This window comes from Curtobacterium sp. BRB10 (genome assembly GCF_031844325.1).
Taxonomy (GTDB): domain Bacteria; phylum Actinomycetota; class Actinomycetes; order Actinomycetales; family Microbacteriaceae; genus Curtobacterium; species Curtobacterium poinsettiae_A.
The window spans coordinates 566935-582112 of sequence record NZ_JAUZVA010000001.1 but is presented as its reverse complement, the minus strand read 5'-3'; the positions used below and the strand labels follow the sequence as shown (position 1 = coordinate 582112).

Sequence of the window (15178 nt, the reverse complement as noted above, 5' to 3'; positions counted from 1 at the left end):
CGACCCACGAACACCGCACCGTGCGCCGTGCCGCCGCGACGCAAGGCGGCTCGGCGTCACGCGTCAGAGCGCGACCGCAGCCGACTGCCGGGCGATCTCGAGCTCCTCGTTCGTCGGGACCACGAGCACCGCGACCCGTGAGCCGTCGGTCGAGATGCGGCGGGCGTCGCGCGACGCCAGCTCGTTGCGGTCCGGGTCGATCTCGATGCCCAGGTGCTCGAGCCCCGCGAGCACGCGCCGTCGCAGCAGCGCGTTGTTCTCGCCGACACCCGCGGTGAACACGACCGCGTCGAGCCCGCCGAGCTGCGCCGTGTAGGCGCCCACGTAGCGGCGGATGCGGTGGCGGTACACGGCGAGCGCCGCCTCCGCCTGCTCGTCGCCCTTGGTGGCCGCGTCCTGCACGTCGCGCATGTCGCCGTTGCCGGTCAGGCCGAGCAAGCCGGACCGCTTGTTGAGCATCGTGTCGAGCTCGTCGAAGGTCATCCCGGCCTCGCGGTGCAGGTGGATGAGCACCGCGGGGTCGAGGTCGCCGGAGCGGGTGCCCATGACGAGCCCCTCGAGCGGCGTGAGCCCCATCGAGGTCTCGATGGACCTCCCGCCGTCGATGGCCGCGACCGAGGCGCCGTTGCCCAGGTGCAGCACGATCGTCTTGAGTTCGGCGAGCGGCCGGTCGAGGAACTCCGCGGCCTGCTCGGAGACGTACTTGTGGCTGGTGCCGTGCATGCCGTAGCGGCGGATCCCGTACTCGGCGGCCAGGTCGGCGGGGATCGCGTACGTGTACGCGTGCGGCGGCATCGTCTGGTGGAACGCGGTGTCGAACACGGCGACGTGCGGGACGTCCGAGAAGACCTGCTTCGCGGCCCGGATCCCCTCGAGGTTCGCGGGGTTGTGCAGCGGCGCGAGGCTGTTGAGGTCCTCGATCTGCTGCTCGACCTCGTCCGTGACGACGGTCGCGCGGTCGAAGGTGGTCCCCCCGTGCACGACACGGTGGCCGACGACGGCGGGCGGGTGCTCGTCGAACGACGGGCCGACCTTCGCGAACGCGTCGATCATTGCCTGGAACCCGGCGGCGTGGTCGGGCACCGACGCCGAGTCGTTCGACGACGACTCCCCCGTCAGCGCGTTGGTGTGCTTCCAGGCCCCGGCTGACTCGCCGATGCGCTCGACGAGCCCCGAGGCGAGCGTGCGCTCGTCCTCGAGTTCGATGAGCTGGTACTTGAACGAACTCGAGCCGGAGTTGACGACGAGGGCTGCGGTCACGGGGTGGTCACTTTCTGTCGGGCCTGGAGGCGCGGTGCGGGTCGGGCGGTCAGACCGCGTCGGTCGCGGTACCGGCCTGGATCGCGGTGATGGCGACGGTGTTCACGATGTCGCCCACCAGGGCGCCGCGCGACAGGTCGTTGATCGGCTTGCGCAGGCCCTGCAGGACCGGGCCGATCGCCACGGCGCCGGCCGAGCGCTGCACGGCCTTGTACGTGTTGTTGCCGGTGTTGAGGTCCGGGAAGATGAACACCGTCGCCCGACCCGCGACCGGCGAGCCCGGCATCTTGGTCGACGCGACCGTGGGGTCGGCTGCGGCGTCGTACTGGATCGGGCCCTCGACGAGCAGGTCGGGTCGGCGGTCCCGCACGAACGCGGTGCCGGCGCGCACCTTGTCGACGTCGGCGCCGGAGCCGCTGTCGCCGGTGGAGTAGCTGAGCATCGCGACGCGGGGGTCGATGCCGAACTGGGTCGCCGTCTCGGCCGACGAGATCGCGATGTCGGCGAGCTGCTCGCTCGTGGGGTCCGGGATCACCGCGCAGTCGCCGTAGACGAGCACGCGGTCGGCGAGCGCCATCAGGAACACGCTGGACACGATCGAGGTGTCCGGACGGGTCTTGATGATCTCGAACGACGGCCGGATGGTGTGCGCCGTGGTGTGCTTCGCGCCGGAGACCATGCCGTCGGCGAGTCCGAGCTGCACCATCATCGTGCCGAAGTAGGAGACATCGGTGACGGTGTCGCGGGCGAGCTCGATCGACATCCCCTTGTGGGCGCGGAGCCGGGTGTACTCCTCGGCGAAGCGTTCCCGCAGCTCGGGGTCGAACGGCGAGACGAGCTGCGCGGCCTCGAGGTCGAGGCCGAGCTCGGTCGCGCGCGTACGGATGGCGGCGGGGTCGCCGAGGATCGTCAGCTCGCAGACCTGGCGCTGCAGCAGGGTGGATGCGGCGCGGAGGATGCGGTCGTCCTCGCCCTCCGGCAGGACGATGCGCTTGCCGTAGCTGCGCGCCCGGTCGAGCAGGCCGTGCTCGAACATGAGCGGCGTGACGACCCCGGACGGGGCGAGCTGCAGCCGGTCGCGCAGGGCCTCGGCGTCGACGTGCTGCTCGAACAGGGCGAGCGCGAGGTCGGCCTTCCGGGGCGAGTCCGCGGCGAGACGGCCACGGGTCTGGGTGATCCGGAGGGCGGTGTCGTACGTGCCGAGGTCGTTCTGCGCGATCGGCAGCGAGCTCGACAGACCCTCGAGCAGCCGGGACACCTGCGGGGCGATCTCGAACCCGCCGTTCAGGATGACGCCGGCAAGGCTCGGGAACGTCTCGGACTGGTTGGCGAGCAGCGTGGCGATGAGGACGTCGCTCCGGTCGCCGGGGACGACGACGATGCCGCCCTCGATGAGCCGGGGCAGCACGTTCTCCATGCTCATCCCCGCGACGACGGTGCCGAGGGCCTCGCGGTCGAGCAGGGCGTCGTCCCCGCGCACCAGGGTGGCGCCGGTGGCCTGCAGCAGGGCGCGGACCGTCGGGGCGACGAGCACGCGGTCCTCGGGGATCGCCCACACCGGGACGTCCGGGTGGTCGTCGTGCACGGCCTGCTCGACACTCGTCACGATGGCGGCCAGGGCGTCCGGGTCGGCGCGGTTCACCACGACGCCGAACAGCTGCGCGTGTGCCGCCCGCAGCTCGCTCGTCGTGACGTCCGCCACCTGGGCCATGCCCTCGGGGGTGCGCGCCGCACGTTCGGCGGCGTCACGGCCGCCCAGCACGAGGAGCACCGGAGCGCCGAGGTTCGCGGCGACCTTCGCGTTGAAGGACAGCTCGGTGGGGCTGCCCACGTCGGTGTAGTCGGACCCGAGCACCACGACGGCGTCGCACTGCCGCTCGACCTGCGCGAACCGGGTGACGATGGTGCCGAGCGCCGCCTCGGGGTCGGCGTGCACGTCGTCGTAGGTGACGCCGACCGCGTCGTCGTACGAGATGCCGACGGCCGTGTGCTGCAGCAGCAGCTCGAGCACGTAGTCGGGTTCGACGACCGAGCGGGCGACGGGCCGGAACACGCCGACGCGGCCGACGGACCGGGCGAGGGTCTCGAGGACACCGAGGGCGACGGTGCTCTTGCCCGTGTGCCCTTCTGCTGACGTGATGTAGATGCGGGTCGACACGACGCCCAGGGTAGTCGCCGCACATGTCACGACATCTGGGAGCACGGCCACCGACGACACGCGGTCGTGAGCACCCCGGAGAACCTGTACCATTGGGTGTCGCCGTCGCGAGACGGTGTCAGGAGAATTCGCCTAGTGGCCTATGGCGCACGCTTGGAAAGCGTGTTGGGTGCAAGCCCTCGGGGGTTCGAATCCCCCATTCTCCGCAGCGAACAGGACCGAACCACCCACGAGGGACCCGCACCGATCGGTGCGGGTCCTTCGTCGTTGCACGACCGCCCAGTCCTCCACCCTGCGGACGAGCGCGTGCCCTGTTCCCCCTGGGTTGGCCGGGAAACGCCGACCAGGGGTGGAACGGGCTGTCCCCGGTACCCGTCGGTCGCCTATGCTGGCCGAGCGAACGGCTCCGGGACGAGCCGACCGCGGTGCATCGAGCGGCAGGGGCGTCGCTCGGAGGGCGTGCTGATCAGCGTGCCCGGAACACCCGAGGGGACGAGGAGACGCGCCATGGGGGAGACAACCGTGCCCGCAGTACCCGTGCGGTCCGCCGTCTTCGACACGGTCCTCCGTCCGCGCCGGTCGCTCGTCCGCTCCACCGCGCTGAGCATCGCCTTCTCGGCCGTGCCCCTCGCCGTCGCCCTGGTCTGGGTCTCGTTCCCGTTCCGCACGTGGGCCGTGTTCGCCGGGATCGTCGTCGCGATGGCCGCGGCCGTCGGCATCGTGTTCGTCCGACTGCACACCGCGTTCATCGGGATCGACGACGACGGCCTGACGATCCGTGGCGTCCTCACGGCGCACCGGCGGGTCCCCCGCGAGCGCGTGCACAGCCTCGTGCTCGCCACGACCTTCGGCTCCTCGGTGGACCGGACCGTACGGGAACTCGTCGCCTTCGACCGGACCGGAACGCACCTCTTCCGGCTCCGCGCCGACGTCTGGGGGGACGACGGGCTCGACCGGGTCGTCGACGCGCTCGGCGTACAGGTCGTCGAGGAGTCCCGGCCGGTCTCCGCCCGCACCTTCGCGAAGCGCTACCCGACGAGCCGCGCCTGGTACGAGCAGCGGTCGGCGTTCCTGCTCGTCGGCGGCCTCGTCGTGCTGGTCGTCGGCGGGCTGCTCGCCGTGGAGTTCGCCGGCCTCAACGCCCGCTGACCCTCCCCGTCGCGGCGCGGCAGGGGCCCGCGGACCGCGGTACCCGGCTCCGTTGGTTCCGCGTCGGTGGCGACCCGAGCCTCCCGGCCGTCGGCGACGCGCCGGACGTGACCCAGGTCGCACGACCGGGACCCGTGGAGCCCGTCTTCTCAGTGCGAGAGCGCGGGCACCGTCCGCGGGCGGACCACGAACCAGAGCATCAGGATCGCGACGGCGGCGGTCGACGCCATCACCATCGCCATCGGGGTCGCCGTCGTGATGCCGAGCCAGCCGACCACCGGCGAGATGAGCCCGGCGACGCCGAAGTTCAGGGCGCCGAGCACCGAGGCGGCGGTGCCTGCCTCCTTCCCGTGGGCAGCGAGACCGATGACCTGGACGAGCGGGAACGAGAACCCGCACGCGGCGATGAAGAACCAGAGCGGCACGAGCACGCCGACCAGACCGGCCCCGACCTGGTCGAGGACGATGATCGCGATCGATGCCAGCAGCAGGGTCGCGGTCGAGCACGCGAGGATCCACTGCGGACCCACCCGCTGGGCGAGCCGCGACGAGATCTGCACGCCCAGGACGACCCCGACGGAGTTGACGGCGAAGAGCAGCCCGTACTGCTGCGCGTCGAGCCCGTAGACCTGCTGGAACAGGAACGGCGACGCGCTGAGGTACGAGAACAGACCGCTGAACACCATGGCGCCGATGAGCGCGACACCGACGAAGATCCGGTCGGAGAACAGCGCCTTGTAGCGCTGGCCGATGGTGGAGTGCCCGGCCTCGTGCCGGCGGGCAGGCGGCAGGGTCTCGACGATGAGCAGGATCGACGCGATCACCACCGCCAGGCCGTAGCAGGCGAGGAAGACGAAGATGCCGCGCCAGCTGGTGAACTGCAGCATCTGCGAACCGATGAGCGGCGCGAGGATCGGTGCGAGGCCGTTCACCATCGCCAGACGGGACAGCATCCGCACCAGCGGCTTGCCGCCGAACAGGTCACGCACCGTCGCCATCGCGACGACACCGCCGGCCGCGGCGCCCATGCCCTGCAGCACGCGGAACACCGCGAGCAGCTCGATGTCCGGCGCGGTCGCGGCACCGATCGACGCGGCGATGTGCACCGTGGTCGCGATGATCAGCGGCAGCCGGCGGCCGACCTTGTCACTCCACGGGCCGACCAGGAGCTGCCCGATGGCGAAGCCGAGCGTCGTCGCGGTGAGCGTCAGCTGGACCGCGCCGTCGGTGACGCCGAACTGGTCCTTGATCGCCGGGAACGCCGGCAGGTACAGGTCGATCGTGAACGGACCGAGCGCCGTGAGGGCACCCAGGACGAAGACGTAGACGAGTCGCTGCCCGCGGGAGAGCGAGTCTCCCGGGTGCAGGACGACCCGGAGCGAACCGGTGGTGGCGGGCGCGGTCACGAGACAGGAGTCCTTCGACGATGAGGGGTGGAGGGGTGATCGCGGGCCGATCGAATCGATTCGTCCGCGGAACCATCCTACGGTCGCCGGTGCGTGCTCGGCGTCGCCGGTGCAGCCCGCCCGCGTGAAGCGGCTCGTGCTGCCCCTCGGCCCTGCGCGGACCATGCGGTAGCGTCGGGTTGCTCGGGTGCCTTCCGGGTGAAGCGGATCAGAAGGGGGTGGGCGTCATGGTGGATGCCCGGATCCTGCACACCACTGCAGCGCTGCGCGAGGCGATCCTGCGACTCGCCGCGGACCGACCGGTCTCGGAGATCACCGTCGCCGACGTCACGCGTGCCGCCGGCATCAACCGGGCCACGTTCTACTCGCACGCCGTCTCGCCCGGGTCGCTGCTCGCCGACGTCCTGACGCCGGAACTCGACCGCATCCGGCAGGACGACGCCGACGAACGCCGAGCCGCCGCCGACCGGGGCGCCGGAGCCGACGAGCTCGCGGCCATCACCCGGCGCGGCATCAACGCCGTCGTCGAGCACGTGACGACGCACCGTGACATCTACGGCAAGGCACTGCCGGACCCGAACGACGCCTCGCTGCACCGGCTGCTCGTCGAGCACTTCACGGTGTCGAGCGCGCTGCACATCCGCGAGCTCGACCCCGCACACCGGCCCGACCTGCTCGACGACGTCGCCGCGGGGTTCGTGGCGCAGGGCTTCGTCGGGGCGATCGAGGCCTGGCTCGCCGGACCCCGGCGGTCGCGGAAGGCGCTGGTGGAGACGATCACGCTGTCGTTCCCGACGTGGTGGAGCTGAGCGGACCGTTCCTACTCGGCGTCGGTCGTGTCGCCGTCCGTCGGGTCGGTCTCCGGCTTCTCGCCGCGCTGCAGGGACTGCACGACGTCGACCGCCGTCGCCGCGGTGTCGGCATCGTCGCCCTCGGACGGTACGCGGTAGTCGGCGGACACCCCGTCGCCACCGGTGCCGGTCGCGGGAAGCGGGTCGCCGAGGGACACCACGACGACCCCGGCATCGTGGGCGGTCTGGATCACGCCGGTCAGTGCGGACGGTCGGGCGGCGTGCACGAGCAGGGCCTTGGCGCCCTTCCGCACGAGCTGGGCGACCGCGGTCCGCTGGGACGCCGCCGCACCCGATGCCGGAGCGACCCGGACGTCCGGCCGGAACCCGGCGTCGGTCAGGTCCGTGCGGAGCCGGTCGGCGAGTGCCGCGTCGTCGTGCACCAGGACGACACCGATCACGGCCTGCTGGTCGAAACCGCCGTCGGAGCTCGTCAGGTCGGTGCTCTGCACGGGTGTGGGGGCGGCCGACGTCGTGCCCTGGCACCCGGCCAGGGTCAGGGCCGCCGCCAGGGCGACGGTCACGGCGACGATGCGCAGCACGGTGGTCTCCTCTTCGGTCCGGTCTGCCACGCTACCCGGCGGCCGGGCCGTGCGACGACGACACGGTCCCGCCCGGGTCCGCCGGGACCGTCGTCGCCGGTGCCGGCACGGGGCCGAGCCGTCGAACGGCCGCGATCGCCAGTGCAGCGAACCCGATCATCGCCGCGAACACCAGGGGGAACGACACGGTGCCGTCGGCTCCACCGGCCGCGGTGAAGAGCAGGCCGGTCACCGCCAGACCGATCACGCTGCCCGCGGCATCAGCGATCGTCAGGGCCGAGCTCGCGAACCCGTCGTCGCCCTCGCCGGAGAACCGCAGGGTCAGCATCGAGGCGCGCGGGTAGATCGCGCCCATGCCCGCACCGCCGACGAACCAGCCGGCGACCAGCACCCACCACGACAGGTCGAACGTCGCGACCGCGAGCGCGGTCACCAGGCTGATGAGCACCAGCGTGAGTCCCGCCCCGAAGGTGCGACGGGCGGTGAGCCGCCGCTCCCCCAGACGGCCGTGCGCCCAGCTCGACGCGGCCCAGCTGAGTGCCGCCACCGTCAGGGCGAGCCCCGCGGCCGACGGCGACAACCCGTGTTCGGCCTGCAGCAGGAACGGCACGTACGCCTCGCTCCCGAAGAACGACGCGGCGACGAGCCCGCGCAGCAGCACGACCGATGGCAGCCCGGCAGCGGCCCGGAACGTCCCGCCCGGCAGCAGCGGACGCAGGGCGAACCAGGTGCCGACCAGCCCGACGACGACCGCCGCGACCATGCCCCACGGGGTCAGGTCCGGCGCCACGTTGAGCAGCAGGATCGACACGGCCGCCGCCACCGACCACCCGATCCGGACCCGCTGCCACGGCGGGCGGAGCGACGAGGCCGGGGCGTGCAGCCGGCCGAGCGTCGGCACGAGCAGGGTGAAGGCGGCCAACGCGATCACCAGGGCCCCGGCGAACACCCAGTGCCAGTTCCAGGTGTCGGTGACGATGCCGGCCAGGGCGGGACCGATCAGCGCCGGGACGACCCAGGCCGCGGCGAACCCGGCGAACACCGGTCCGTGCAGCTCGGCGGGGAAGATCCGGGCGACGAGCACGTACAGCACCACGTCGATGGACCCGGCCCCGAACCCCTCGACGAGCCGCCCGGCCAGGAACACCTCCATGGTCGGTGCGAGCATGACCACGGCGGTCCCCACCGCGAAGAACGCTGCCGAGACCCACGCCACGATCCGACCACCGGCGCGATCGGTCCAGTTGCCGGCGAGCACCATGCCGGGCACCCCGGCGGCGAGCGGGGCGGCGAAGGCGAGCGCGTACAGGGTCTCGCCGTCGAGGTCACGGCTGATCACCGGCATGATCGTCGTCATCGCCAGGTTCTGGAACGCCGCGACGCCGACGATCGCGACCATGCCGATCGTCGCGAGGGCGTACGGCCCGCTCAGCAGGCTGGTCCGCGACGCCGGTGTGCTCACCCGATCATCGTAGGGGCGGGCGCCGACGACACGGCAGCGGGTCGCGCGCCCCGCCGTCCTGCGCCCCGCCGTCCTGCGCCCCGCCGTCCTGCGCCCCGTCGCCCCGCGCCCCGTCGTCCCGCGTCAGCGGGGCCGGCGTCAGCGCGCCAGCGCCTGCTCCAGGTCCGCCACCAGGTCGCCGGCGTCCTCGATGCCCACCGACAGCCGGACGACGTTCTCCGGCACGGCGAGCTCGGTGCCCTTCACCGACGCGTGGGTCATCTCGCTCGGGTACCCGATGAGCGACTCCACACCACCGAGCGACTCGGCCAGGGCGAACAGCTCCGTCGACTCCGCGAACCGCTTCGCCGCCTCGGCGCCGCCGGACAGTGCGACCGAGAGCATCCCGCCGAAGCCGCGCATCTGGCGTGCGGCGATGTCGTGCCCCGGGTGGTCGGGCAGGCCCGGGTAGTAGACGCGCTCGACGCCGGGCGCGACGACGAGCGCCTCGGCGACGGCCTGCGCGTTCCGCGAGTGCCGCTCCATGCGCACCGCGAGCGTCTTGATGCCACGGGTGGTCAGGTAGGCGTCGAACGGCGACGAGATCGCACCGGCGCCGAACTGCAGGAACTGCACCTTCGCCGCGAGCTCTTCGTCCGCCAGCACGACGGCTCCGCCGACGACGTCGGAGTGTCCGCCGAGGTACTTCGTGGTCGAGTACACGACGACGTCGGCGCCGAGCGACAGCGGCTGCTGCAGGTACGGCGACGCGAACGTGTTGTCGACCACCACCAGTGCGCCCGACTCGTGCCCGAGGGTCGCGAGCGCGGCGATGTCGGCGATCTTCATGAGCGGGTTCGTCGGCGTCTCGACCCACAGCACGGTGGTGGCCGGTGCGCCCTGCAGCGCCGCGCGGACCTGGTCGAGGTCGCTCATGTCGACGACGACGAGCTCGACGCCCCACGGCACGTGCAGCCGGCTCACCAGGCGGTGGGTGCCGCCGTACACGTCGTTGCCCATCACGACGCGGCCGCCGGGGACCAGCGCGGCGCGGAGCAGGGCGTCCTCGGCGGCGAGCCCGGACGCGAACGACGACGCCGCGACGCCGCCGTCGAGGTCGGCCAGGAGCACCTGCAACGAGTCACGCGTCGGGTTGCCGGCGCGCGAGTACTCGTAGCCGTTGCGCATGCCGCCGACGCCGTCCTGCACGTACGTCGACGTCAGGTGGATCGGCGGGATGACGGCGCCGGTGGTCTCGTCGGGCTCCTGGCCGGCGTGGACGGCCCGGGTGCTGAACTCGGTCATGCTCGGTGGTTCCTTACTCGGAGAGGTAGGTGAGGAGGTCGTGCCGGGTCAGCACGGTGACGGGCTTGCCGTCCGCGACGACGAGGAGCGCGTCGGCCGACTCGAGCGCACGACGCGCCGCGGAGACCGACTCGCCGACGCCGATGAGCGGCAGCGGGTCGCCGACGAAGCCGGTGAGCGCGTCCGACATCTTCGCGGTGCCGGTGAACACCTGCTCGAGCAGTGCCTTCTCCTCGACGGCGCCGACGACCTCGCCGATGACGACGGGCGGCTCCGCACTGAGCACGGGCATCTGCGAGACGCCGTACTTGGTCATGATGTCGACGACGTCTCGCACGGTGTCGGCCGGGTGCGCGTGCACCAGGTCGGGCAGGCGGCCGTCCTTGCCGGCGATGAGCGAGCCGACGGTGCGCTCGTCGTCGGTCTCGGCGAACCCGTAGGAGCGCATCCAGCGGTCGTTGAAGATCTTGCCGAGGTAGCCGCGGCCGCCGTCCGGCAGCAGCACGACGACGACGTCGTCCTCGGTGAGGTCACGGGCCGCACGGAGCGCCGCGACGACGGCCATGCCGCTGGAACCGCCGACGAGCAGTCCCTCCTCGCGCGCCAGGCGCCGGGTCATCGCGAAGGAGTCGGCGTCCGACACCGCGATGATCTCGTCCGGCACGCCGGCGTCGTACGCGCTCGGCCAGAAGTCCTCGCCGACGCCCTCGACCAGGTACGGGCGCCCGGTGCCGCCGGAGTACACGGAGCCCTCGGGGTCGGCACCCACGATGCGGACGCCGCCGTCGGACGCCTCCTTCAGGTACCGTCCGGTGCCCGAGATCGTGCCGCCGGTGCCGACGCCCGCGACGAAGTGGGTGATCTGCCCCTCGGTGTCGCGCCAGATCTCCGGACCGGTGGTCTCGTAGTGGCTGCGGGGACCGTTCGGGTTCGCGTACTGGTTCGGCTTGTAGGCGCCGGGGATCTCCTGCACGAGCCGGTCCGACACCGAGTAGTAGGACTCGGGGTGCTCCGGCGCGACCGCGGTCGGGGTCACGACGATCTCGGCGCCGTACGCCGTCAGCACGTTGCGCTTGTCCTCGCCGACCTTGTCGGGCAGCACGAAGACGCACCGGTAGCCGCGCTGCTGGGCGACCAGGGCCAGACCGACGCCGGTGTTGCCGGAGGTCGGTTCGACGATGGTGCCACCGGGGCGCAGGTCTCCGGAAGCCTCGGCCGCGTCGATGATCCGGGTGGCGATGCGGTCCTTGGACGACCCACCGGGGTTCAGGTACTCGACCTTCACCAGGATGGTCGCCCGCACCCCCTCGGTCACCCGGTTGAGCTTGACGAGCGGGGTGTCGCCGACGAGGTCGACGACGGAGTTCGCGTAACGCACGGCGTCGAGTCTAGGACGCGGTCCCCGCGTCCCGCTGGGATGTGTCGTGCGCGGACAGCGCACCGGGATCCCGCGGCGGACGGCGTGCCCTGGTCGCGCTGCGTGCCGGACGGGAGGCCCGTGCGGACGCCGCCACGGGCCTCGGCGTCCGGCGCCCGGTCGCGACCACGACCGTCAGGGGTGGACGACGTCCGCCGACGTGTTCTGCTGCCGGTGCAGCTGCGCGTACGTGCCGTCGAGGGCGAGGAGTTCGTCGTGCGTGCCCTGCTCGACGATCTGACCGTGGTCGAGGACGAAGATGACGTCGGCGTCGCGGATCGTCGACAGCCGGTGCGCGATCGAGATGGTGGTCCGACCGGCGGCCGCCGTGTCGAGCGCCGTCTGCACGACGTGCTCCGAGATGGAGTCGAGTGCACTGGTGGCCTCGTCGAGGACGAGCACCGGCGGGTCCTTCAGCATGACCCGCGCGATGGCGATGCGCTGCTTCTCACCACCGGACAGACGGTAGCCGCGCTCCCCCACGACGGTGTCGTAGCCGTCCGGGAACGACGCGATCGTGTCGTGGATGTTCGCCGCACGGGCCGCACGCTCGAGCTCGTCGTCGGTGGCGTCGGGCTTGGCGTACCGCAGGTTCTCGCCGATCGTGGCGTGGAACAGGTACGTCTCCTGGCTCACGATGCCGACGTGCCGCATCAGGTCCTCGTGCACCAGGTCGCGGACGTCCTGCCCGGCGAACCGCACCGATCCCTCGGTCGCCTCGTACAGCCGGGGCACCAGGTAGGACACCGTCGTCTTGCCCGCGCCGGAGGGACCGACGAAGGCCGCGAACTGCCCGGGGCGGAGCTCGAACGACACTCCGCGCAGGGTCGGCTTGTCGGCTTCGCCGTCGGGGTAGGTGAAGACGACGTCGTCGAAGGCGACGTGGCCGACCTTCGACTCGTCCACGGGCCGGGCGGTCGGCGAGTCCGTGATGGCCGGCTGGAGGTCGAAGTACTCGAAGATGCGGGCGAAGAGCGCACCGGAGGTCTGCAGGTCGAGGACCACGCGCAGCAGCCCGACCGTCGGGAACAGCAGCCGGGACTGCACCGTCGTGAACGCGACGATCGTGCCCGCCGTGATCGGGACGTCGCCGATGATCAGGTACGCGGCGACGACGTAGATGATCGCCGGGATGATCGACAGGAAGATCTGCACGATCGCGAAGAACCACTGCCCGGACATCTGCTGGCGTACCTGCAGGGTGATCTGGTTGCGGTTCTCGGCCCCGTAGCGGCGGGTCTCGCTGGCCTGTTGGTTGAAGCTCTTCGCGAGCAGGATGCCCGAGACGCTCAGCGCCTCCTGCGTGATGGCCGTCATGTCGGACAGCGACTCCTGCGTCTGCGCGGCGATGCGGGCCCGGACCTGGCCGACACGACGCTGCGCGATCACGAGCAGTGGCAGCAGGACCACGGCGACCAGCGTCATCTGCCAGCTCAGCAGGAGCATCGCGACCACGGCGGCGATCACGGTCACGGTGTTGCCGAGCACCGACGAGATCGTGTTGTTCAGCACGCTCGCCACGCCACCGACGTCGTTCTGCAGGCGCGACTGGATGACGCCGGTCTTGGTGCGTGTGAAGAACGCGAGCTCCATCCGCTGCAGGTGCGCGAACAGGCGCATCCGCATCGCACCCATGACCTTGTTGCCGACCGTCGCGGTCAGGTACGTCTGCCAGACGCCGACCCCCGCGCTCGCGATCCAGAGCAGGACCATCGCGGACACGAGCTCGATCAGCACGGGCACGTCGGGGCGACCCGACGGCGGGAACAGTCCCCGGTCGAACGCCTGCTGGGTGAGCAGCGGCGGCACGACCGAGATGGCCGCGCCGACCAGCACGAGGACGACCGTGAGCAGGATCGCCCGGCGGTGCGGCTCGAACAACGCTGCGATGCGGCGGACCAGGTGCGGGATCTTCGGCGCCTCGGCGTTGGCGGCCTTCTGCGCGCGGAAGTCGCCGCTCGAGATGCGCCCGCCCCCGCGCGGACCGCCGCCTCGCCCGCCGTGTCCCATGCTCATGAGGCCACCGTAGCCCCGCGCTCGGACATCGAGCGCCCCTCCACGGCACCGCAGTATTTGACCCCGTTCAGGGGGCGTGCGAGCATGTGCCGTCCCCGTCCCCGCACCACCGAGGTCCCATGTCGTCCGCGCCGTCACGTCCCACGTCCCTGGGGGCGCAGCTCGCCCGCCGCAAGCCGATCGAGCAGCTGCAGGCCGAAGCCTCCCGTGGTGTGAACGGTGAACCGCTCCGCCGGTCGCTCGGGGTCTGGCAGCTGACGATGATCAGCGTCGGGGCCACGCTCGGCACCGGCATCCTGGTCGTCCTCGGCACCGCGGTCCCCCTCGCCGGTCCCGCCGTCTGGATCTCGTTCGTCGTCGCGGGGATCGCCGCACTGCTGTCCGCGCTGTCGTACGCCGAGATGGCGGGCGCCGTCCCGACCTCGGGGTCCAGCTACTCGTACACGTACGCCACGATGGGCGAGGGCATCGCGTGGGTCTGCGGCTGGTGCCTCGTGCTCGAGTACGCCGTCTCGGTGGCCGCGGTCGCCGTGGGTGCCAGCGAGTACGTCGACGAGACCCTGCGCGTGTTCGGGCTGCACCTGCCCACCGCACTCGCCGCTCCCCCGGTCGACGGCGGCGTGGTCAACCTGCCCGCGGCGGTCCTGGTCCTGCTCGCCACCGCCGTGCTGCTGCCCGGTGCCCGCGAGAGCGCCTGGGTGAACACGGTCATGGTCATCGTCAAGATCGCCCTGCTGGTCTTCTTCGTCGTCGTGGCGTTCACGGCGTTCCAGGCGCAGAACTTCGAACCGTTGGCCCCGATGGGCGCCGCCGGGGTCACCGCCGCCGCGTCGCGGCTGTTCTTCTCGTACATCGGCTTCGATGCCGCCTCGACCGCCGGTGAAGAGGCCGAGAACCCCCGCCGTGACCTGCCCCGGGCGATCATCGGCTCGATCGCGCTCATCACGGCGCTGTACATCCTCGTCGCGATCGCTGCCGTCGGGGCCCGCTCGTGGACCGCGTTCTCGTCGTCCGAGGCGTCGCTCGTCCGCATCGTCGTCGACGTCACGGGGCAGCCGCTCGTCGCCCTGGTGTTCTCGATCGGCGCCGTCGTCGCCATCGCCAGCGTCGTGCTCACCGTCCTGTACGGCCAGACCCGCATCCTGCTCACGATGTCCCGCGACGGCCTGGTACCGAAGGTCTTCGGGCGGGTCTCCCGTCGCACCGGCACCCCGATCGCGAACACGCTCATCATCGGCATCGCCGTGACGATCGTCGCCGCGCTCGTGCCCCTCGGGGAACTCGCCGACGCCACGAGCATCGGCACCCTCGTCGCATTCGCCCTGGTGAACGTGTCCGTCATCGTGCTCCGCCGCTCGCAGCCCGACCTGGAGCGCTCGTACCGGGTGCCGCTGTTCCCCGTCGTGCCGATCCTCGGCACCCTGAGCTGCGTGCTGCTCGCGGTGTTCCTCGGCGCCACCACCTGGATCGCCTTCGGCATCTGGATGGTCGCCGGCGCCCTGCTCTACCTGGCCTACGGCCGCCGCCACAGCACCCTGCGCTGACGCGCCCGCGGCTGCCTGCCCCGCGACGACCTCACGAGCTTACTCCCGCCAAAGCGACAGATGCCCGCGAAACGTTCGCGTCATTCTGT

At 71.7% G+C, this 15178-nt stretch carries 11 protein-coding genes and 1 tRNA gene; 4 read left to right on the top strand and 8 right to left on the bottom strand.

All coding sequences use genetic code 11. From position 1 onward, the window contains the following. Window positions 1–63: 63 nt before the first annotated feature. Window positions 64–1260 (bottom strand): acetate/propionate family kinase, encoded by a 1197-nt coding sequence (locus Q9R26_RS02910; RefSeq protein WP_182066998.1) that lies wholly within the window; start codon window positions 1258–1260, stop codon window positions 64–66. A 49-nt stretch (window positions 1261–1309) separates the two neighbouring features. Further along, a complete protein-coding gene (gene pta, locus Q9R26_RS02905; RefSeq protein WP_311226490.1) occupies window positions 1310–3418 on the bottom strand; it encodes a phosphate acetyltransferase in 2109 nt (702 codons plus the stop codon). 121 nt (window positions 3419–3539) lie between these two features. Between pta and Q9R26_RS02900 the strand changes: the two genes are divergently transcribed. Continuing rightward, a tRNA-Ser gene (locus Q9R26_RS02900) sits at window positions 3540–3624 on the top strand. A gap of 301 nt (window positions 3625–3925) precedes the next feature. After that, window positions 3926–4567, top strand: coding sequence for a hypothetical protein (locus Q9R26_RS02895; RefSeq protein WP_182066994.1), 642 nt, complete (start codon window positions 3926–3928; stop codon window positions 4565–4567). Window positions 4568–4716: 149 nt separating this feature from the next. On the opposite strand, the gene Q9R26_RS02890 is transcribed toward Q9R26_RS02895, so the two are convergent. Then, on the bottom strand, window positions 4717–5973 hold the full coding sequence (locus tag Q9R26_RS02890; protein ID WP_311226489.1) for a multidrug effflux MFS transporter: 1257 nt from the start codon (window positions 5971–5973) through the stop codon (window positions 4717–4719). A gap of 227 nt (window positions 5974–6200) precedes the next feature. Here Q9R26_RS02890 and Q9R26_RS02885 point away from each other — a divergent pair, with 227 nt between their 5' ends. Beyond that, the gene (locus Q9R26_RS02885) at window positions 6201–6782 is read left to right on the top strand and encodes a TetR/AcrR family transcriptional regulator (protein ID WP_182066990.1); all 582 of its coding nucleotides are present in this window, start codon (window positions 6201–6203) and stop codon (window positions 6780–6782) included. An 11-nt stretch (window positions 6783–6793) separates the two neighbouring features. Here the strand turns inward: Q9R26_RS02885 and Q9R26_RS02880 are convergent, their stop codons facing one another. From Q9R26_RS02880 to Q9R26_RS02860, 5 genes are all read right to left on the bottom strand, one after another. Continuing rightward, on the bottom strand, window positions 6794–7396 hold the full coding sequence (locus Q9R26_RS02880; protein ID WP_111022264.1) for a substrate-binding domain-containing protein: 603 nt from the start codon (window positions 7394–7396) through the stop codon (window positions 6794–6796). A gap of 1 nt (window position 7397) precedes the next feature. Beyond that, window positions 7398–8828: an MFS transporter gene (locus Q9R26_RS02875; protein WP_311226488.1), complete on the bottom strand. Its 1431-nt coding sequence runs from the start codon at window positions 8826–8828 to the stop codon at window positions 7398–7400. Window positions 8829–8966: 138 nt separating this feature from the next. Next, window positions 8967–10112, bottom strand: coding sequence for a cystathionine gamma-synthase (locus Q9R26_RS02870; RefSeq protein ID WP_209133791.1), 1146 nt, complete (start codon window positions 10110–10112; stop codon window positions 8967–8969). A 13-nt stretch (window positions 10113–10125) separates the two neighbouring features. After that, the gene (locus Q9R26_RS02865; protein WP_110863383.1) at window positions 10126–11490 is read right to left on the bottom strand and encodes a cystathionine beta-synthase; all 1365 of its coding nucleotides are present in this window, start codon (window positions 11488–11490) and stop codon (window positions 10126–10128) included. Window positions 11491–11664: 174 nt separating this feature from the next. After that, complete coding sequence (locus Q9R26_RS02860) at window positions 11665–13539, bottom strand: ABC transporter ATP-binding protein (RefSeq protein WP_311226580.1); 1875 nt, start codon at window positions 13537–13539, stop codon at window positions 11665–11667. A 125-nt stretch (window positions 13540–13664) separates the two neighbouring features. On the opposite strand from Q9R26_RS02860, the gene Q9R26_RS02855 reads away from it, so the two are divergent. Further along, on the top strand, window positions 13665–15089 hold the full coding sequence (locus tag Q9R26_RS02855; protein WP_311226487.1) for an amino acid permease: 1425 nt from the start codon (window positions 13665–13667) through the stop codon (window positions 15087–15089). The last annotated feature ends 89 nt before the right edge of the window (window positions 15090–15178 follow it).